Origin of the sequence: Alkalibacillus haloalkaliphilus, assembly GCF_007991275.1 — a bacterium.
GTDB lineage: Bacteria > Bacillota > Bacilli > Bacillales > Alkalibacillaceae > Alkalibacillus > Alkalibacillus haloalkaliphilus.
Genome location: NZ_BJYA01000001.1, coordinates 191,089 through 210,584, shown reverse-complemented (window position 1 = coordinate 210,584; position 19,496 = coordinate 191,089). Strand labels below are relative to the sequence as shown.

Annotated in this window: 21 protein-coding genes and 1 riboswitch; of the genes, 15 read left to right on the top strand and 6 right to left on the bottom strand. The window is 37.3% G+C overall.

From position 1 onward, the window contains the following. Nucleotides 1-239 precede the first annotated feature (239 nt). Entirely contained in the window at nucleotides 240-2,738 is a 2,499-nt protein-coding gene (locus AHA02nite_RS01005; RefSeq protein ID WP_146813505.1) for an FtsX-like permease family protein, read from the top strand. Beyond that, nucleotides 2,728-3,402, top strand: coding sequence for an ABC transporter ATP-binding protein (locus AHA02nite_RS01000; protein ID WP_146813503.1), 675 nt, complete (start codon nucleotides 2,728-2,730; stop codon nucleotides 3,400-3,402). Before AHA02nite_RS01005 ends, AHA02nite_RS01000 begins: the two co-directional genes overlap by 11 nt. A 165-nt stretch (nucleotides 3,403-3,567) precedes the next feature. On the opposite strand, the gene AHA02nite_RS00995 is transcribed toward AHA02nite_RS01000, so the two are convergent. Beyond that, entirely contained in the window at nucleotides 3,568-4,167 is a 600-nt protein-coding gene (locus tag AHA02nite_RS00995) for a YczE/YyaS/YitT family protein (protein ID WP_146813501.1), read from the bottom strand. Nucleotides 4,168-4,288: 121 nt separating this feature from the next. On the opposite strand from AHA02nite_RS00995, the gene AHA02nite_RS00990 reads away from it, so the two are divergent. The 5 genes from AHA02nite_RS00990 to AHA02nite_RS00970 all read left to right on the top strand — a co-directional run bounded on the left by AHA02nite_RS00990 (nucleotide 4,289) and on the right by AHA02nite_RS00970 (nucleotide 8,785). Further along, nucleotides 4,289-4,951 (top strand): HAD family hydrolase, encoded by a 663-nt coding sequence (locus AHA02nite_RS00990; RefSeq protein ID WP_146813499.1) that lies wholly within the window; start codon nucleotides 4,289-4,291, stop codon nucleotides 4,949-4,951. Between the two features lie 44 nt (nucleotides 4,952-4,995). Beyond that, the gene (locus tag AHA02nite_RS00985) at nucleotides 4,996-5,472 is read left to right on the top strand and encodes a hypothetical protein (RefSeq protein ID WP_146813497.1); all 477 of its coding nucleotides are present in this window, start codon (nucleotides 4,996-4,998) and stop codon (nucleotides 5,470-5,472) included. 129 nt (nucleotides 5,473-5,601) lie between these two features. Then, nucleotides 5,602-6,213 (top strand): DUF6241 domain-containing protein, encoded by a 612-nt coding sequence (locus AHA02nite_RS00980; RefSeq protein WP_146813495.1) that lies wholly within the window; start codon nucleotides 5,602-5,604, stop codon nucleotides 6,211-6,213. A gap of 313 nt (nucleotides 6,214-6,526) precedes the next feature. Beyond that, complete coding sequence (locus AHA02nite_RS00975) at nucleotides 6,527-7,903, top strand: aspartate aminotransferase family protein (RefSeq protein ID WP_146813493.1); 1,377 nt, start codon at nucleotides 6,527-6,529, stop codon at nucleotides 7,901-7,903. Nucleotides 7,904-7,924: 21 nt separating this feature from the next. Further along, nucleotides 7,925-8,785, top strand: coding sequence for a MurR/RpiR family transcriptional regulator (locus AHA02nite_RS00970; RefSeq protein ID WP_146813491.1), 861 nt, complete (start codon nucleotides 7,925-7,927; stop codon nucleotides 8,783-8,785). A gap of 103 nt (nucleotides 8,786-8,888) precedes the next feature. On the opposite strand, the gene AHA02nite_RS00965 is transcribed toward AHA02nite_RS00970, so the two are convergent. From AHA02nite_RS00965 to AHA02nite_RS00955, 3 genes are all read right to left on the bottom strand, one after another. Then, on the bottom strand, nucleotides 8,889-9,773 hold the full coding sequence (locus tag AHA02nite_RS00965) for a glycine betaine ABC transporter substrate-binding protein (RefSeq protein WP_146813489.1): 885 nt from the start codon (nucleotides 9,771-9,773) through the stop codon (nucleotides 8,889-8,891). Nucleotides 9,774-9,863: 90 nt separating this feature from the next. Continuing rightward, nucleotides 9,864-10,535 carry a cysteine hydrolase family protein gene (locus AHA02nite_RS00960; RefSeq protein ID WP_146813487.1) on the bottom strand — a complete coding sequence of 224 codons (672 nt, stop codon included), beginning with the start codon at nucleotides 10,533-10,535 and terminating at the stop codon, nucleotides 9,864-9,866. 19 nt (nucleotides 10,536-10,554) lie between these two features. Beyond that, a complete protein-coding gene (locus AHA02nite_RS00955) occupies nucleotides 10,555-11,085 on the bottom strand; it encodes a GbsR/MarR family transcriptional regulator (RefSeq protein WP_146813485.1) in 531 nt (176 codons plus the stop codon). 212 nt (nucleotides 11,086-11,297) lie between these two features. Between AHA02nite_RS00955 and AHA02nite_RS00950 the strand changes: the two genes are divergently transcribed. Continuing rightward, nucleotides 11,298-13,004, top strand: a complete 1,707-nt coding sequence (locus tag AHA02nite_RS00950) for a sigma-54-dependent transcriptional regulator (protein WP_146813483.1) — start codon at nucleotides 11,298-11,300, stop codon at nucleotides 13,002-13,004. Nucleotides 13,005-13,174: 170 nt separating this feature from the next. Further along, nucleotides 13,175-14,587 carry a sensor domain-containing phosphodiesterase gene (locus AHA02nite_RS00945; RefSeq protein ID WP_146813481.1) on the top strand — a complete coding sequence of 471 codons (1,413 nt, stop codon included), beginning with the start codon at nucleotides 13,175-13,177 and terminating at the stop codon, nucleotides 14,585-14,587. Between the two features lie 47 nt (nucleotides 14,588-14,634). Here AHA02nite_RS00945 and AHA02nite_RS00940 read toward each other — a convergent pair whose 3' ends face one another. Further along, a complete protein-coding gene (locus AHA02nite_RS00940; RefSeq protein WP_146813479.1) occupies nucleotides 14,635-15,105 on the bottom strand; it encodes a GNAT family N-acetyltransferase in 471 nt (156 codons plus the stop codon). A 156-nt stretch (nucleotides 15,106-15,261) separates the two neighbouring features. Between AHA02nite_RS00940 and AHA02nite_RS00935 the strand changes: the two genes are divergently transcribed. Continuing rightward, entirely contained in the window at nucleotides 15,262-15,705 is a 444-nt protein-coding gene (locus tag AHA02nite_RS00935; protein ID WP_146813477.1) for an SRPBCC family protein, read from the top strand. A 12-nt stretch (nucleotides 15,706-15,717) separates the two neighbouring features. Further along, a complete protein-coding gene (locus tag AHA02nite_RS00930; RefSeq protein WP_146813475.1) occupies nucleotides 15,718-16,008 on the top strand; it encodes a 4a-hydroxytetrahydrobiopterin dehydratase in 291 nt (96 codons plus the stop codon). A gap of 53 nt (nucleotides 16,009-16,061) precedes the next feature. Here the strand turns inward: AHA02nite_RS00930 and AHA02nite_RS00925 are convergent, their stop codons facing one another. Continuing rightward, nucleotides 16,062-17,411, bottom strand: a complete 1,350-nt coding sequence (locus tag AHA02nite_RS00925) for a hypothetical protein (protein ID WP_146813473.1) — start codon at nucleotides 17,409-17,411, stop codon at nucleotides 16,062-16,064. A gap of 354 nt (nucleotides 17,412-17,765) precedes the next feature. Continuing rightward, a riboswitch (cyclic di-GMP riboswitch) is annotated at nucleotides 17,766-17,852 on the top strand. A 144-nt stretch (nucleotides 17,853-17,996) separates the two neighbouring features. On the opposite strand from AHA02nite_RS00925, the gene AHA02nite_RS00920 reads away from it, so the two are divergent. The 4 genes from AHA02nite_RS00920 to AHA02nite_RS00905 are packed head-to-tail and all read left to right on the top strand — an operon-like array spanning nucleotide 17,997 to nucleotide 19,495. Beyond that, nucleotides 17,997-18,344 (top strand): DUF192 domain-containing protein, encoded by a 348-nt coding sequence (locus AHA02nite_RS00920; RefSeq protein WP_170235936.1) that lies wholly within the window; start codon nucleotides 17,997-17,999, stop codon nucleotides 18,342-18,344. Between the two features lie 14 nt (nucleotides 18,345-18,358). Continuing rightward, the gene (locus AHA02nite_RS00915; protein WP_146813469.1) at nucleotides 18,359-18,553 is read left to right on the top strand and encodes a Flp family type IVb pilin; all 195 of its coding nucleotides are present in this window, start codon (nucleotides 18,359-18,361) and stop codon (nucleotides 18,551-18,553) included. A gap of 43 nt (nucleotides 18,554-18,596) precedes the next feature. Beyond that, entirely contained in the window at nucleotides 18,597-19,112 is a 516-nt protein-coding gene (locus AHA02nite_RS00910; RefSeq protein WP_146813467.1) for an A24 family peptidase, read from the top strand. Then, a complete protein-coding gene (locus tag AHA02nite_RS00905; RefSeq protein WP_146813465.1) occupies nucleotides 19,112-19,495 on the top strand; it encodes a TadE/TadG family type IV pilus assembly protein in 384 nt (127 codons plus the stop codon). Before AHA02nite_RS00910 ends, AHA02nite_RS00905 begins: the two co-directional genes overlap by 1 nt. The last annotated feature ends 1 nt before the right edge of the window (nucleotide 19,496 follow it).

The following is a 19,496-nucleotide window of genomic DNA, read 5'->3' as shown; positions in this document are numbered from 1 at the left end:
GAAAAAACAACTACAGTTTCATTAGTGTCTTGTGACAGAGAGGATTATATAGTTCGCTTAAAACTAATTACACATTTTGTTAATAACACTTGATATTGACATTTTTTTATTATTATGTATTTTTTATGTAAGTAGATGAATAAATCTAAAAAACTAGTTTCAGCTTGTCACAGTTTTTTGCTATTTGTTTGATAAGTTTTCAACGCCTTCGAACCTATTAATAATGGTGGTGGAAGATTATGAATTTACACAGTAATCGTATCTTATTTATAGTAGCTGGTGCACTACTAATTATCATTTGTACGCTGGCTTACAGCTTTTCAATCATGAAACAGGCGAATGAGGAAGTGACTCAAAATATTACAGATTTCTCAAGAGGTAGTTATGATATTCTGGTTCGTCCTGAAGATGCTCGAACGGAATTGGAACGTCAACTAAATCTTGTGGAGGAAAATTATTTAGGTGTTGGACAAGGCGGTATCAGTTTAGAAGAATGGTCCGATATTAAAGATCATGTGGATGTGGAAATTGCTGCCCCGGTCGCCTCGATTGGTCTGTTTACGGCTCTTGACAGAACATGGATGATGGAAAAGGATCCTGTTGAACCCGTTTATTATGAAGTGGAATACAGTACTTCGGACGGGTATCAAGATTATACCGCTCAAGAAAAGACGTTTATGTATGATTTTGGTGAACCCCAGCTCAGATTTGGTTCAGATTTTGACGTAAGCAGCGCTTATTTTGGAGAGGATATTGCGACTTTTAATTTTCCTGTTTCTTATCATCAAGTTGTTGCTGTTGACCCGGTGGAAGAAGGGGAATTAATTGGACAAGATTTTTCTCCTCTAGAAGAAAAGGCATTTGATCCTACCACTGGTTATTCTGAGGGAGAAGAAGGATATGCATCCATCATGACACTGTCTGATGTTTCTGTTCCTGTGGAAATGCGAGTAACTGTTGATACATTAGAACCATTGACCGATGCGGATTTGACGGAAATCTACGATCAGTCTGTTGAAGGGAATCCAATGTTAACAATGGCAGAGTTCCCTGAAGAATATTCTGAATTAGTTGAGGAACATCTATTGCCTCAAAGACTACATAATCCTAAGACGCTAGAACTGCACCCAAGTGACAATCATTACCCTTTTTCTGAAGGTGTATTATATGTAACAGAAGACGGAAATTTATCTATTGGTGATCCAGATGATATTCCTAATTATGGTCAAGTATCTCATTATACTGCTCAACAAATAAAATTTAACCTGGAGCCTGTAGACTATAATATACGGGAAGATGGATCATTGGCAGTGGAACAAGTTGGGGTAGATGATTATTATCAAGCACCGATTTATCGAGAAATGCATGAAGAAGCAATTTACGAGGTAGATGAAGAAAATAGACCGCTGAACGATAGTGAATTTTTTGCATTTGTGGAAAATGGCACCTACTCGATTACAGAACATGAAAACCAATTAGCATCTTCCCCTTTAGGGATTTATGGTGGCGAGACACCTTACCTAAAAAGTGATGAATCCGTTACCTTGCATCCATCTGCTATTGCAGGTAGCTATATAACAACACCTGCACATGGATTAATTTCACTGGAATGGGCTGAAAGGGTGAAAGGAGAAGAACCAATTGATGCAATTCGTGTCAGAGTAGCGGGCATTGATGGATACGACCAAGCTGCTGCAGAATTAGTTGAGTCGCTTGCCAATGAATGGGAAGCACAGGGTTATACTGTAGATATTGTTGCTGGAGCATCTTTAACCGAAATGACTGTCGAGGTAGAGGGTGTTGGTCAGGTGATTCAGCCTTTTACAACACTAGGTGCTGCCGATCAAATTCTGCATAGCTGGAATGCCTTGCAATTATTAATCACGATTCTTTTCTTTTTCGTTGCATTTACATTTATCCTGTTTACTTTTCATCAAATGCTTAAAGCAAGACAGAAGGATGAAGCTTTATTAGCACAACTTGGCTGGTCAGCTAAACATATCCGTAAATTGCAATTAAAAGAATGGTCGAGACTGCTTTTGATTCCCATTGTGATTGCATTACTTATAAGCAGTTTTATTGGTATTAGAACAGGAAATAACACGATGTTAATCTACAGTGTTATTCTCAGTATATTAGTGTTGATAAGCTATGTAATTGCGTTGGGGTTAGTGAAGAAGAAAAACAGTCAAGTTGTGTTACTTGGGAAAAGTATACTGACTCAAAACATCTTTTTCCATTATCCGCTGATTCTTGCTGCATCTATACAGATCTTTATCATTACGTTGATGACTTGCTTTCTACCATTTTTCCTTCTGCAATTCATAGGAAATGTTACGGAAACAAGACTTGGTGTGTATGTACATGGAAATATTGAAGGAATATTTCTAGTGATGGTAGTTCTCTTATATATAGTGGGGATAATCACTGTTATTCAGTCGTTGTCCAATTTGTGGAGAGTGCGAAAGAAAGAAATTTCTTTATTTAATACCATTGGCTGGAGTAAAAAGAAAATAAAACAATATTTTTTGAAAGAAGTTTTGATTTGGGGAAGTATAGCGACTGGTTTAGGTTGTGTGATCAGTCTTATTGCTCTAGCATTCTTAGTAGAATTATCTTCCCATGTCATTGTAGGTAGTATTATTCCGATACTGCTTATATTAGGACTTACTTTACTAATTGCAAATCAATCTATGAATTGGTTCTTTTTTAGAGGGGGAGATGACCATGCTTATTAAGATTAAGAATGTAACAAAATCATATCAAATAAATAAGGAAAATGTGCACGTGTTAAAAGGGATTGATTTTGAAGTTGCATCAGGTGATTGGCTGACGATCACTGGACCGTCTGGCTCAGGAAAGACAACGTTATTGAAAGTCTTATCTGGCATTGAACAACCTGATGATGGATCTATTATGATTGGTGATTTTCATATTTCTGATGGGTCAGAAGAGGAAAAAAGAAATTTCCGAAGAAACAATATAGGCTATATATTTCAAGATTTTAAGTTATTTGATCAGTTTAATATATTATTAAATGTGATGATACCTATATTGCCGTATGAGAAGAAGGAGCAGGTTGAGAACAATGCCAAGGAAATTCTGGCCAAAGTAAATCTTTCACATCGAGAGAATCATCAGCCGGCTATGGTATCAGGTGGAGAAAAACAACGAACAGCGATTGCAAGATCCTTAATGAATCGGCCTAACATATTGCTTTGTGATGAACCAACGGGAAATTTAGATGTAGACAGCAGAAATCATGTTATGTCTATACTCAAAGACCTGCAAAAAGAAGGGATTACAATTATTCTTGTAACCCATGATACAGAGTTAAGCACTTACGGAAATCATTTGTTTGAAATGCGAGACGGACTTTTAACAAGAAAGCAACACTCTTAATAATTGAAGCGAAACGATAAAGTAATCACTTCAGAGCTCGTTTGAGGTGATTACTTTTTATTGTGTGCTAACCATGGCAACGATCTATGCGGTGGATGTTCATTGCTAAGTACACATCAACCAACCACTAGAGAAGCGTAAGGTAAAGGTTAAAGGAAATGTGTATCAAACACGCGTCGTATAAGGCTTAATGCTAAGAAAAATCTTTTGATAGATCGGGCTTTGAATCAGCGTGAAAATAAATGTGAAAACAAAGACAGGTCCACCTAAAATTAATCCAATTAGAAGCACACACGATTCGACATAAATACGAATTCTTTGAATCGATTTACCGGTTATATCAGCGATTGAAAGCATGAAGCCATCACGAGGGCCAAGACCGATTTGTGCAGCAGAATAGGTTCCGCCTCCAACGCCCATCGCGACGATCGCTAACAGCATAATAGCGATATCCTCAACTAACGAACGTCCTACAGGGAACCATTGTAAAAATAAAAACATATCAACAAATACACCGACTAAAAAGGCGTTAAGGAATGTCCCGACGTTGATATACTGACGTCTTGTGAAAAATGTAAAAATCATGATCACGAGGCCAATGATGATTGTCCACGTTCCAACCGTTAACCCGATTAAGTCAAAAAGAGCAATGCTTAACACATCCCAAGGGTGAATACCAAGGTATTGCACTTGAATGGCAAGTGATATGCCGTATGCAAATATAACTAGACCGGTGAAGAAGATGATCAATTGTTTAAAAATCATATGGAACATCCCTTTTTGCTTTTTATAAATAAATTATATTGTAACACGGAATACTGACTGGTGATATATGGAATTTAGTGTGCTAAAATAGTAAGTAGAACAAGTCGAATGGAGTGTTTGGATGGCAGTTGTGACAGTTGATTTTGATGGAACATTGTATCAAGGCAATTCGTTTAAAGTGATGTTTCAAGTTGCTAAAAAAGAGTACGGTGTAAATGAGTGGGCTGTAGTTAGTGCTGGGTTAGTTAAGAGTGTTTTCGTCGGAATTTTTAAAGGGAAAGAAGCGTTTAAGCACCAGTTTTTCCATGGTTTTGTGAAGTCGTTTAAAGGTAAGACACAAGAAGATTTAGCATCGTTTTTTGATGAGTTAGCTAGAGGAGATCTAGAAAAAGTAAACCGTGAGTTAGTGGACAAGGTTAAGCGTCACCAAGAAGATGGAGATGACATTGTCATTTTATCTGGTGCATTAATGCCGTTTTTAAATGCGTTCGTTCGTGAAGTCGGGTTAGAAAACGTCGCGACGATTGGTACGCAACTTGTTTTCGATGATGAAGGTGTCTGTGTTGGTAAGATGGGACGTATTGTAAACGGTGATGAAAAAGTTAACCAACTGCGTGCTTGGCTTGAAAGAAATGAGAAGGACGAGGAGTCTGAAACACTTTATGCCTATGCGGATAGCGAATCGGACGCGCCGTTATTGGATTTAGTCGACTACCCAATTGTTGTGAACCCTGATGAAAATATGGCGAAGTTAGCGACGCAAAAAAGTTGGCCGGTGTTTTAAATGGTTTCCGTGTAGGGATTAAATCTTAAAGTAGGTGATTTTCTTTGAGTAACAAAGTGTTGGTTATTGTCTCCGTTAGTGTGCTTATTGCTATTACATCTATAATATTGTTGTTATATCCAAATCTCGCATCTAACGCTAACGAAGAAAGTGGTATAGGAGGGTCACACCATGAAAATATTGAGCGTTTCACAACTAGTTTAGTTGAGTTGGAAGAGGAGTATGACATTGATTTTGAAAGTAAAACAACTGACGACCCAGCTGGTTATGCTCAAGCTCGTGCACATCGCATCATTGATCTACTTGAAACGGATGTTTTAAGCGAAGATGAATTGGATGAAATAACTGAAGAGGAATGGAGCTATGTATTTAGTGTGTTGAGCGATCAAACATCAAGGGTAGTAGTTCTAACATACCATGTTATAACTTTTAGTGAAGAAGAGCGGTATATAGAAGATCTTATAGTTGAATTGGATTTGTTGAGTGATGTATTGGCGTGGACTGTGTATGACCTTCATTAAAGAGGCTCGCGTTTGAACGGGCTTCTTTTTGTTTGTCGTGAATTGTAGGACTTTTTGTGAGGAAATACCAGAAAAACACCTGTAAAAAACATGGATAAAATTGTATGATAATGGTACGGAGTGATGACTATGACAATATATAAATGGATTGTAGGAACTTTATTAACGATTCTTCTATCAATTGTTATTTTCTTTGCTGTCGTTGTTTTGTTAGACCGTGCAGAGGCATCGAGTGAAGACGAGGAACGAGAAGCTTTACCTGTTGGGCGAATTGTAGATGCAGAGGAAGAAGATGATGAAGAAGAGATTGATCGAGGGGAAGTACATACAGTAGAGTTAAACCCTTTTGGAGAACCTGTTAGTCAGTCTGAGTTAACTAAACATGAAGTAAGAGACTACATTCATAAGATGTCGCATCAAAAGATCGAAGCAGATATTAAGAGGGGATTCTATTTAATTACGGATGAAAGAATCCAGTGGCTTATTGACGGTGTAGAACAAGCGCGTGGAGAAATGCCTGGTGATGACGTATATCTTGATATACTAAGTCGCTGGGCGCAAGATGACTTCTCTCGTGTTGATGAAGATCATAATGTGATATGGAATATGCAAAATGGTGAAATTGGCGAAGCGACAGGAATTTTAAATGAAGAGGAAGAGCGAGCTTATATTGAAGCGAACTTAAGCCAAGATAGAGCTGCCTATGAAGAGTATCGCGATGTTTATTTGGATGAAGAGTAGTGTTTACTAGAATAAAAGCCTGGAGAAATCTTTAATTTTAGTAGATTTAATTGCAATCTGGCTTGTGAAATCGCCTAATTATTTAACAATTAGGCGATTTTTTAATTTATTAGGCGAAAATCTAAATAATTGGGCGAACTACTTAAGAATTAGGCGAACGCTTAATTAATTGGGCGTTCGCCTGAAAAACACCCTTCACAACAATGAAAAATGAAATAAATTTTTCATTTCCCTTGAAATTACCTACATAATGAAATAACATTATCATATAAATAATTATATGAAATAAATATTTCACAAAAGGGTGTGGAAAATGAGTGCACATGTTGTGCGAGAGATGAATTTTGAAGATAAGACGAGAGGTTCGAAGCAGGCTTATGAGCAAGCGAAGTCTGTTATTCCAGGTGGGGTGACGGCTAATATTAAACACTTTGCGCCGCATCCGATTATTATGGATCAAGCAACAGGAAGTCAGTTAACAGATGTTGATGGCAATCATTATATAGACTATTTATTATGTTATGGCGCTTTAATTCTAGGGCATGGTCATGAAGCGGTTAAAGGCGCAGTGTATAAACAAATGGAACAGTGTGGTTCGTTTGTCTTTGGTGCTCCTCACAATTTAGAGTACCAAATGGCCAAAAAGCTAGTCGACCTCTTCCCAGCAATGGATCAAATTCGCTTTACCAACTCAGGACTTGAGGCGACGCTTTTAAGCATTCGCCTTGCTCAAGCGTACAATGGAAAGCATAAAGTCGCGAAATTTGAAGGGCATTATCACGGTGGTTATGACCAAATGCTTGTCAGTGTTAACCCAGATATGGAGCAAGCAGGTGAAGTGAATCAACCGAATGCAGTTGCTGAATCGAGTGGAATGTCAGACTATCATTTAGAGCATACCGTTGTGTTACCGTTTAACGACTTAGAAGCAACGGCGAAAATTTTAAAAGCTAGACAGGATGAGATCTCAGCGGTCATTTTAGAGCCGGTTCAAGGTGGCTTTATCCCAGCAGATGAGTCATTTATGAAAGGTTTAAGAGAAGTTACTGAAGAGTTAGGGATTGTCTTAATTTTTGATGAAGTGAAAACAGGCTTCCGCTTAAACGTTGGAGGTGCCCAATCGTTATACGGTGTAGAACCTGACTTAACAGCGTTAGGAAAAGTGTTAGGTGGAGGTTTCCCTGTCGGTGCGCTTGGTGGTAAGATTGAGTTAATGGATTTAATGTCGCCAGAAAGAGGTCAAGACATTTTAACTTCAGGTGGAAATCAGCAAGTGACAGATCGTGCTTTATTCCATAGTGGCACATATAATGGTCACCCAACTGTATTAGCTGCCGGACTTGCAACAATTGATGAATTAGAAAAGCCTGGCGTTATGGAAGACTTACTGAAAAAAACAGAGTATCTACGTAATGAGCTTGAGAACTTATATAATCGTTATTCAATCCCGATGCAAACAATTGGTATGGGAAGCATCTTTAATATAGTATTTACTAATGAAATTATAAAAAATTACCGTGACTTAAGCCAAGCGGATATGGACTTAAGGAAACAGTTAGATTATGAGTTACTAGACCTTGGCGTTTATACTAAGCCTGGAAACCGTTATTCAATGAGCACGGTTCACAGTGATGAAGATATTCAAGCAACAATTGATGCCCATGAACAAGCAATTCAACGTTTAAGATAAAAATTAAAGGGGTGGAGTTTTATGGCTGATTTGTATCAAGTAATAACGAATAAACTTCCTGACATGAGTAAGTCACAGCGTGAGATTGCGCGGTATGTGTTGAGCCATATGAACTCTGTCCCGTTTTTGACGGTTGGACAATTAGCAAAGCAAGTAGGAGTTGGTGAAGCGACAGTGTATCGCTTCGCCACTTATTTAGGTTATAGTGGTTATCCAGAGTTTCAAAAGTCACTTCAAGATGCAATGAAAAAACAATTAACGACTGTTGAGCAATTAAAAATCTCTGAAGACATTTATGATGAAGAGGGACAAGCAACGGTCGAGATGTTTGAAGAAGATATGGACCGCATTCGCGAAATGACCCAGCAATTAAATATGGACGACTTTAATCAAGCGGTTGATTTAATTGTGAATGCGAAGCGGATCTTCATAGTAGCGAACCGAAGTGCCGTTTCGCTCGGTTCTTTTCTAGAATTTTATTTTGATGTCATGTTAGAAAACGCCGAACTCATTCGTAATCCACACGGTGTGTCAGAGAAATTGTTCCGTCTTGATGAAGATGATGTTGTCATTGGATTAAGCTTTGCCCGTTATACAAAAAATACAGTTGAGGCTGTATCTTTTGCTCATGATCGTGGCACGAAAGTTGTAGCGATTACAGACAATAGAATGTCACCACTTATTCCTTATGCAGATGTGTCATTGTGTGCTAGAAGTGACATGTCCTCATTAATTGATTCATTTGTCGCTCCGCTAAGTTTAATTAACGCATTAATTACAGCAGTTGGGCGTCGGAAGAGAAAAGAAATCGAACAGCATTTAGAAGAGTTAGAAGTCGTGTGGGACCGTTTTAACATCTTTAGTGATGATTTAGACAATTAAAGACAATATTTCCGAGGAAATGTCGAAATGAAAAACTCCGCAAATTAATTTTGCGGAGTTTTTCCATTAAGCAATATATATTTTAGGGGAATTGCTCACAAATTTAGTTAATCCACTCATCAACAGTGTCGCGGTTCTCTTCAATCCACTCTGCTGCTGAGTCTTCGAAGTCAACGTCGTTGTTTTCATAGTCATACATCATTTCTTCTAAATCATCAACGTCGATGTTCCACTGAGATAAGATGTCGTATGCTTCTTCGTATTCTGGTTGATCTTCAATACCTTGATAAGAAAGTACATACACATTGTCATACTGGAAGTGACCTTCTGTGTCTTCTAAGAATTTAAGATCATGTTGTGCGAACATAGAGTGTGGTCTCCAACCCGTAATAATAAATGGCTCTTCGTTATCAATTTTTGAATTCATAACACCTAACATAGCTGCTTCACTAGTTGGCGTCACTTCGAAGCCATCTAGGTTATAGTTTTCCTCTTCCATAACGTCATACGTTAATTCAACAATGCCTGCACCTTCACCGATTGTTACGATTTCGCCATCGAATTCATCAGCGCGGCCTTCTAAGTCACCAATTGTTTCCGCGTCAACATATTCTGGAACAACCCAGCCTAGTGGAACTTCCTCATAGCTTGTTGCTACTTGTTGTAGTGAATCTTGGTAGTCTTCCCATAATGCAGCTTCAGTGTATGGAAGCCAAGCATCCATAAAGAAGTGGATCTCTTCATTCTCTAAACCTTCCCAAATAACTGGTTGATCTAGTAAAGTAATCTCAACATCGTAACCAACTTCTTCTAAAATTTGTTTTGCAATTTGTGTTGGTGCTTCTGTACTTGTCCAAGAAGTTTGGCCAAATACGATTTCTCCCTTTTCTTCCGAAGCTTCTTCTGTACCTTCTTCACCGTTCTCTCCGCCACATGCTGCAAGAATAAGCATAGTGATCATTGCAGTAATTGCAAATAGTTTCTTCATGTTAACAAAAACTCCCTTTCTGTTAATTTGAATAAAGTGATTTTAAAGTGATTCCAACTAAGTGATTGTTTCTTTATATTTAGAAACTAACTATTCAGCTAGTTTGCTAACGATTTTATTAAATTGATCTTGCATTGTTTCTGGTGTGAATTGCATCGCATCTGCGCGATCTGTTTCAAAGTAATTGTGTGATTGTCCATTTAACTTTTTAACTAATTCATCTGTGTTGTAAATCTTCATGTTGTAAACCCAATTCGTCATCGTTAGAATCGCAGACTTATGGGCACCTTCATTACTTGCTGAAGTAATATCATGAATTAAATTAATTTGATAATCTCTAAAATATGCATCAAAGACAGAGGTCATTAAGCAACCATCTGTTACAACGCCGCCGATATATAAGTGCTTTACACCTAGGCTTTTTAGCATTAGATCTAAGCTTGTATCGTAAAAAGCACTCCAACGGTATTTATCAATGACGATTTCGTCTTTTTCTGGTTTAATTTCGTCAAAGATCTCAATTTGATCTGTTCCGTCATGATAATAGAAAGGTGATCCATCTTCGTTTAATGGTTCGCCTTCTGATAAGCCGACCGCGTCAGCTCTATTAATATGACGTGTATATATAACAGGTATATTAGACGCTCGAAAAGCTGGTAATAGCTTTTCTGTATTTTTAATGACTTCTTCCATGTTGTCTAAGCCAAAGTTTGATTCTTTCTGTATATCAATTAATACTAAGGCTGAATCGCTCTTCTTCATAAAATGTCTCCTTTTAAGTCTATTTCTTTGGTAGATGTTCAAAGATTTTGCCTGATTCTAAAGAGTTTGCTAGACGCATTAACCAATCTAGGTAGTCTTTTGATTCTTGGATCAGTTCTAAATCTCGTTTAGCGATTCGCTCAGCTTCTTCATCTGCGGACTGTTCAGCAACTTCTGTAATCGTTGGTTCTGTTTGTTCGATTGCTTTGTTAATTAAGTTACGTTCGACACGTAACGTTTTAACGAAGAAGTTAATGAAGTTTCTTAGGAAGTCTTTTTCGGCGATAAAATGATCTTTACGTTCGCCCTTCTTCCAAACTTTCGTTACCATTTCGGTTTCGATTAACTCTCGAATGCCATTACTGACACTGGCTTTACTCATGGCAACTTGGTCTTTAATCTCATCTAGTGTTAATGGTTCTTCTGAGAAATAAAGGACACCATAAATTCGACCAACGGAAGCTGACACACCGTAGACTGTCATCGACTGAGCAATTGCGCTAATCATGACGTCTTCAGACTCATGTATGCGCGTTAAGTCTTCACTCATTTAGAAATCCACCTTTCGAAAAGGTTATTAAATTATTTAATTCATATTATACATTTTAAACAAATAATATAAAATGTCAAGAGGGAGTCTGTTTATTGTTGTCTTGTTTTGTAGAAAAGATGTAATAAACAGTCGATATTTATCGGTATTTGTTGTATATTGCAATTATTAAACTTAAATAAAATTAACTTATATATAGAGGTGTTGTAAAAATGGACATAAAGGTGAAGTTTATTGCACCTTATGAATCAATGGTTCCAGTGATTGAAGAGTGTCGTGATGAGCTCATCGGCGTTGACTTATCTGTTGAGGTCGGAAATATGGAAGAAGGTGCGAAGGTTGGTAAGCGTTCCGAAGAAGAAGGCTATGATGTCATTATTAGTCGTGCAGCAACAGCACACTTAATTCGTGAGGTGACGAATATACCTGTTATAGATGTTTCAATGTCTGGTTATGATTTACTTCGTGTTTTAACTATGACAAGTAATTTCGATCAGAAGAAAGTCTTAGTATGTTATCCGACGATGACTTTAGGTGCCCAAGCAATTATAGACATTTTAGATTTAAACGTTGATGTTTTTACAATTGAACATGCCGATGAAATTAAATCGACGGTTATTGAGTTAAAAGAGATGGGTTATCAATTGATCATCGGCGATGTAGGGACTACAGAAGCTGCTATAAATTATGGGTTAGAAAGCTTTCTTATTCAAACAGGGCGCGAAACGGTTATGGATGCTATTGATCTAGCAAAAAAACAGTATGAGTTTTATGAATGGAATTTATCAAAAATCGAACTTCTATCTGAAGTGATCCATAAAAAATACGATGACTTCATGATTGTTAACGAAAAAGGTGAAGCGTTAATTGACGTGTGGGATACTTTCTCTAATTGTCCAATCGAAGAAGATAAGGTTGTTAATATAACGAAAGAAGTTCCGATCACAAACAAAATTAATTGGCGTTATTATGTAAAAGAAAATGAACAAGTCGATATAAAAATAGAGACGTTAGAAAATAATGGTGAAAATTATTTTCTTTTAAGTTTCTTTAGAAATAATGACTTATTAAGCCAACTTCCTTGGGTTCAGAAGGTCGAAATTAAACAAAAGCCAAATGTGATTGCTGAGAGTGAAGCTATGAATGCTGTGATGCGTGTGATTCATAGTGGTTTAGAGACACATAATTTATTTTTCTTAGTTGGTGACCCTGGAACAGGTAGAGGGTTGTTAGCTCAATATATGCATGACTTAAGTCAAACGGGTAAAACATTTCTCGAAGTTGACTTAAATCGTTGTCAATATGAGTATTTAGACGAATTGTTAGCGTCACATGTTGGCACAATTTACTTACGTCATGCTTCTCAGCTTGCTAAAGAACGTTTTGATATATTAAGCCGATTTTTAAATAAAGCTATTGAAGCGAATATAAAGGTTGTTATTTCTGTAACGGAGTCTTTATTGCACCGTTTCGATTCTAAGTTATCTTATAAAGCGTTAGAAATTTTTGTTCCTTCTATAAATGAGCGTGAAGAAGACTTGAAGGGATTATTAGCATTATTTGTTGCTCATTTTCATCAAAATTTAGGGACCAGTGTAATTAAAGTTCAAAGTGATGTTGCCTTAGAGTTAGCCAAATATGATTGGCCTGGACAAGTGAGAGAGTTAAGGTCATTCATTCAAACCGTTGTGTTAGCTGAAAAGGGATATGTCCTAAAAGCCGACCAGGTTAACAGGTACTTGAAAGAAAAGCGTGAGTCACGCTCTAAGTCAATTTATCAATTAGAAGGTACTTTGGAAGATATAGAAATTCAAGTCATCGAATCAGTTTTAGAAGAAGAGAATTATAATCAGTCAAAAGCTGCCAAAAGATTAGGGATCAACCGATCGACGTTATGGCGCAAATTGAAGAAAGCTTAACTGTTCAGAATATGTTACACTGGAAAACATGTGGTTTTTAATTAGATAATTAGTTCTATTTCTAAAGTCTTTGTTCGGTAGTAGAATTTGTATATAGAAATAAAAAATGTCGAAGTTTTAATAATTATGCGTTTAATCTGAGCCAAAAGTAATGTTAGGAGGCCCGTAACATGAGTGGTTATGATCGGGATCAAAATCAGTTGATATTAACCCCTGAAGAGTTTGTGGAAGGGTATCAATATATAACAGAGTATATAAGTGATGGAGTACCGTTAAGAGATGTATTAATTAAAGCGATAAAATTTTTCGAACTGCGTTTTGAATCGTCTAAAGGTACGATCATGTTGTTAGATGAAATGGGTACGCACTTTTCTGGTGGCGTGACTCATAGTTTACCTGAAGAAATGATGAACCATTATACAGGAATCGAGCTGTATGAAGGTATGGGTACTTGTGGTACGGCGGCTTGCCGTAAAGAACTTGTCGTTACGACAGATATTAGTCAAGATGAGAAGTGGGACCCTTTCCGAACTGCTGTTGAAGAGTTAGGACTTAAATCGTGTTGGTCCGTTCCAATTTTTGCACCTGAAAGCAATAATGTTGCAGGCGTATTTGCGATGTATTCAACAGAAGTAAGAGAACCGACTCAAGCGGAATTAGAGACTATTGAATCTTTTAAAGAATTAATTAGTTTAATTGTGACTAACTATATTGAAGTTAATCAACGTCATGTAAATTTACAAGATTCATATAAAGATCCAGAGAAAGTTAATTGGCCTTCAACGCTATCAGATCGTGAGAAGTATATGTTTATGATTCGTCGCGGTATTGAAGAAGGCCAAATTCGTCCGAACTATCAACCGTTAATGAGTACATATGATGAAGTGTATGGCTTTGAAGTGCTCGTTCGTTGGCCGCATCCTGAACAAGGGACGATTCCGCCGAATAAGTTCATTCCTTTTGCGGAAGAAGAAGGCTTTGTCGATGAAATTGATCGCTACGTCTGTGAGTATGCATGTAGAGAAATGAAACAGTTGATGGACGCGTTAGGGCAGAAGTTTATTTTGTCGGTGAACGTATCGGCTAAACATATCGTCAAAGGTCATTATGTGGAAGAGCTGAAGGCAACATTAGAGAGAACGGGATTCCCTGCAGATTTGTTAGCAGTAGAGATCACGGAATCGTCTTTAGTTATTAATTTAAAAGAAGCAGCGCAAGTCATTGAGCAATTACGAGAGTTAGGCATTCAAGTGTGGGTTGATGACTTTGGAACGGTCTATTCGTCTTTAAATTATTTAAGAAACTTGCCGTTAGATTTAATAAAGTTAGACGGTTCTTTTGTGAAAAATATTCATGAAAGTCATGTCGACAGAACGATTTGTGAGACGATTATTAATTTGGCTCATGATCTAGATTTGCAAGTTGTTTCTGAAGGTATTGAGTATGAAGAGCAGTTTAATACGTTAAAAGCTATGGGGTGTGAGTACTTCCAAGGTTATCACTTCAAGAAGCCGATGAGTTTAGATGAAGTAAAAGAATATCTTGCCACTGTTAAAGTACTCGATCAAGAAAGTTTAGCTTAATAAAAAGCAGTTCAATGTAGGGGTATCCTTCATTGGACTGCTTTTATTTATAACTCTTTAATAAACCATGTATCCATTGTGCCGTGGTCTGATCCGTCTAATGGTTGTTGGAGTTGTTCAAAGCCGAAGTTAGAATACAACTGATTGGCGACGTGTAAAATTTCCATCGTCTCTAAATAACAATGCGTATAATGTTCCTTTGCGAATTCAAGTGCCACTTCCATTAGCTTTTTAGAGAGCCCGAGGCCTTGCGCATCTCGTTTAATGTATAGCTTTTGTAATTCACCAATGTTGTCATGGAAAGGCCCGATGCCGACACCGCCTAATACGTCATTTTCGTCATTAACGACAACCCAATATTGTGCATTTTGTTGTTTAGCGTAATGTTCTGTTAAGTTGCTTAACTCTGGGTCATAGTATGCAGTGCCTGGAATATCTAAATTAAATTGTTCTAATGATTGTTTTATAATATGCTCCATCGCCTTGTTATCTCGGTTTTCAATCTCTCTTATATGCATGACTTCATCACCTAGCTCATTACTTTAGTTTTATTTTACTCTTACGTTTTACTGACGACAATAGAATTTGGGAATATTTTTTCTATTATGAAAGTTACAGTTCGGTTATGTTAAAATAGTCATAAGAAATAGAGGGAGTTCTAGGGGGACTGAGCTATGAGTTTTACAAGATCGATTACAATAGATGCGCCAGTTGATCAAGTTTTTCGCGTTGTTTCAAAATATGAGTATGCCGTTTCAAAGCTAGATTATATTATGGATTTAAAGCTTGATCAAGAGGAAGTGACAGAAGGGACGAAAATTACTGAAACACGTCATATTAAAGGGCAAAACATTAATAACACGTGGGAAGTAACAGAGTATGAGTCGAATCAACGGTTTGTCGTTAAAAGTGAGCAAAATAAGCTGCATTTAACGTATCGTTATACATTCACTGAGGAAGATGGACAGACGACGGTTAATTTCGATGGGAATATTGCAACATCAGGTTTAAGAAATCTAATTTACAAACCTTTAATTAAAAAGATTATAATTAAAGAAGATGGGGAACATTTAAATAAAGTAAAAGCATATATTGAAGAATTGAATGAATCAAATTAAGGAGGCAATATCTTGGCAAAACTGTCAGATGCTGATGTTCAAAGTTCGTTGGAAAAGTTAACGGAATGGGAGCTTGAAGAAGGTAGGACGTTGAAGCGGCAATACCAGTTCGATGATTATTTAGTTGGTATTGATTTCGTAAGGCAAGTCGCAAATCAAGCAGAGGCTAAAGACCACCACCCACACATTGTTATTGATTATAAGAAGGTAACAGTGAAATGGACGTCGTGGGATGAAGGTGGCATTACGGAGAAAGACATCTCATTAGCAAAATATTGTGATGAGCTATATGGCTATAAGTAATAATCACCGCTGAAGGTTAGATTTTAATTTCTAACTTTCAGCGGTGATTTATTTTATATGAACAAGTAAGCAATCGCGATTCCGACTGTGCCGAAGATCAATGCATAACCAATGTTCCATAAGGTCAGTTGATAAGGGTTTCGTTTAAAGTATTGATTAAGCATCGTAATTGGTATGTTGAATGTACCTGTCATGTCATTTAATACAACAGAAATAATCATGACAATCGAAATACTGAGTGGGCTAATCGTGTCTAAAAAGGGTGTTACAAACAACCCAATCAAACTTAACGTCACTAATGGATGGAATCCGAAAAATGCGAGTGTCATAGAGCTGAACATAATGAATATGAACAGGAGTAATGGCTGGTGTTCTAACCACGATAAGCTTTCGAGCAGATGGTAAAACACGCCGGTATCCGTAACGACTTCATTGAAAAAACCAACCGGTAATAATAACATCATGAAGTTTTGCATCGTCCATAACTGACCATCCCATACTTTTTGGTTGTAGCGAATCAATGTCGTCAATCGCTTTGTCGCCAGTGCCCATAGGAGCGTATATGGAATAATAATTAAGACAATAGCGTCAAAAAACTCGAGATTTAATGACCGGTGTGTCACTGTCGCCGTCGTAACAAACAACACTAGAAATACAACTAGTAAAATCAGTTTTCGAATCGTTTCTCGACTTAATGGGTTGGAATCACCCTCAGTAGAAATGGTGTAACCTTTGTAACGGTTATAGTTAATTAAAAGGTCGATGATCACCATAATAATTGAAAAAGCTAATAAAACCGGTAGTAATTGTAAGTAATAGGCACCTGTTATAGCAACGACAAGAGCTGTGTATACTTCAATAGGACTCCACACATTGGCGGTCGCTAACGGTCTTAAAATAGAACGAGTCGCAAACTGGTGTGTCACATGGTCGTTAAACTCTTTCGTTCGATCTTTAATAAACTGATAAGACATCGGGATCATAGATATAAAAATAAATAACGTTAACGCATAACTCGTTAAATATGACTTCGTATAAAACTTCCCGAGGTTCGGTGTGTTAGATTGTAAGATTTTGTACAGTGACTGGTCAAACCGGCCAACAATCATGTAATGGTTTATAAAAGGTATAACGTATAGTAACGATATTAACAGTCCCATGGATGTGAAATAAGGGACGATATTAGTAAGTGGAAGGTCATGTGTCAAAAACAATAGAGTCGCAATGATCGTGAAAACGACACCAATGATTTGATACGTTTTACTAGCGCCATATATAGATACGGCAAGCGCGATTATTCCAATAATACCTTGAATGTAAGTGACCATCACGCTGTTAGCAAACAAGTTAACCATGTATAACACAACGAATGAAGTATATAAGTGAAATTTAAGTCTTGTCATAGTTTCATCTCGCTTTTTTAAGTCTAACTTTCATTGTAACAAACTATGATTTTAATGAAAGGTTAGTTCAATTAGCATATTTTAATAAAAAACGGACAGAAAAATGTAAAAAAATACGAAAGATAAAAACAAGGTATTTAAGACTAGTAATTTTATATATTTTTCTATAGAAACACAAGTTTCGACAATTTTCAGACATTTTAGTCTGTAAAATGGACTATGAGTTTAGAATGAATTCGCTGTTTTGTTACTAAACACAATGACGAAAATAGTCGCATTTCCTTATTTATCCTTTGTTTCTTTTTATCTATTATTTAGATTAAGAGATAAGCAAGAAACCGAATAATTGCTGTATCTCGATAAAGGCAAAGCTGGTGAAAGCCAGTGACGCAAAGCTATAGGGGCTTCCGTGCATGGACACGATGCCAGCCAGTTACCGAAGGATCAGGGAAGTGCGATAGAGATTAATAGATATGTTTAGCAAATTCCGACGCATTTGCTAGTATGTCGTTTATTCTCTTCCACGAGTCAAACCCCGCCTTTTGGTATTGGCGGGGTTTAATTTGTATTCACGGAGGTGAAGTCGTGAAAGTAACCAACCTGAGAAATGGTGCGGAAATTGCCAGTGAGTTAAAGGCTGCGGATACGTTTTTGAAACGGTTAAAAGGCCTAATGTTTCAAAAGAGTCTTAACTCAGGTTGTGGATTGCACATTATACCCTGCCAGTCGGTACACACGTTTTTTATGAGATTTTCGATTGATGTCATTTACGTTAATGAATCCCTTGAAGTCGTCGGTCTCGATCAACGGTTGTCCCCTTACCGTTTCGGGAAATTCAGAAAACAAGCGAAGTCAGTCATAGAAGTCGAATCAGGCGTCATTGAGAAAACCGATACACAAATCGGTGACAAACTCGAAATACAAAAATTTTAAAGGAGTGTTTAGTAATGAAACAGTTTTTCAAAGAATTCTTATTAGAAGAAGAAGGACAAGGTATGGCGGAATACGCGCTAGTACTTGGTGTTATTGCAGTGGGTGTAGTTGGTGTTTTAGCACTTTTTGGAGAGCAGATCATTGAAGCGTTCTACGATGTAATTGATAACTTTAATGACCGTGAACCTGCAGAAGAACGTACTACTTAATCACTAACACTTATAGGTTTCTTACTGATTGGAGGCAGAGCACATGACGGTTATAAATACGCTATTATTAATTGTTTTACTTATTTGTTTAGTGACAGATTTAAAAGAACGTAAGATTTATAATAAAGTTCTTTTACCTTCATTTGTCGCGGCTCTGCTTCTCAATTCCTTTTTTTACGGCCTTAGCGGCTTAGGTGATGCGTTGCTTGGTAGTTTAATAGGTTTCGCAATTCTATTAATTCCATATTTGATGGGTGGAATGGGAGCTGGTGATGTCAAGCTTCTAGCGGTCATTGGTGCTTTTCAAGGTCCAATGTTCGTTGTCGCAACAGCGATCTATATGGCGTTACTTGGTGGTTTAGTTGGATTAGGGATGATTATTTTCCGTAAAGGATTAATCCAACGTGTACGCGGCATATTTGGAGCCATTTTAAACATGAGGTATGGAATTAAACCGAAGTTCAGTCAACAAAGCACCTTAAAGATGACGTTTCCATACGGTGTAGCGATTGTCGGTGGAGCAGTCGCTTCATTTCTGTTAGATGGAGTGGTGATGTAATGAGACGTAATGAGAAAGGGCAATCGATGGTTGAGTTTGCGCTAATCATTCCGTTGCTCTTGTTCATGCTAGTCGGTGTCTTTGATATTGGACGGATGCTTTATACGTATACAGGCTTACACTTTACTGCACAAGAGACGGTACGGTTAGGTGGATTTGGGTACGAAGATGAGGCAATTATGGAATTTGCGAAAGAGAATTTCCAGACAGGTAGTAGTGACCAATTAGTTGTTGAAATATCCCCTAGTGAAGATCTACGAAGTCCAGGTGAGTACGTAACGGTCACATTAAACTATCCGATTGAACCATTTACGCCATTTGCGAGTCAAATTTTTTCCGATGCGGTGACATTGTCATCTGATTCGACCATTCGCATTGAGTGAG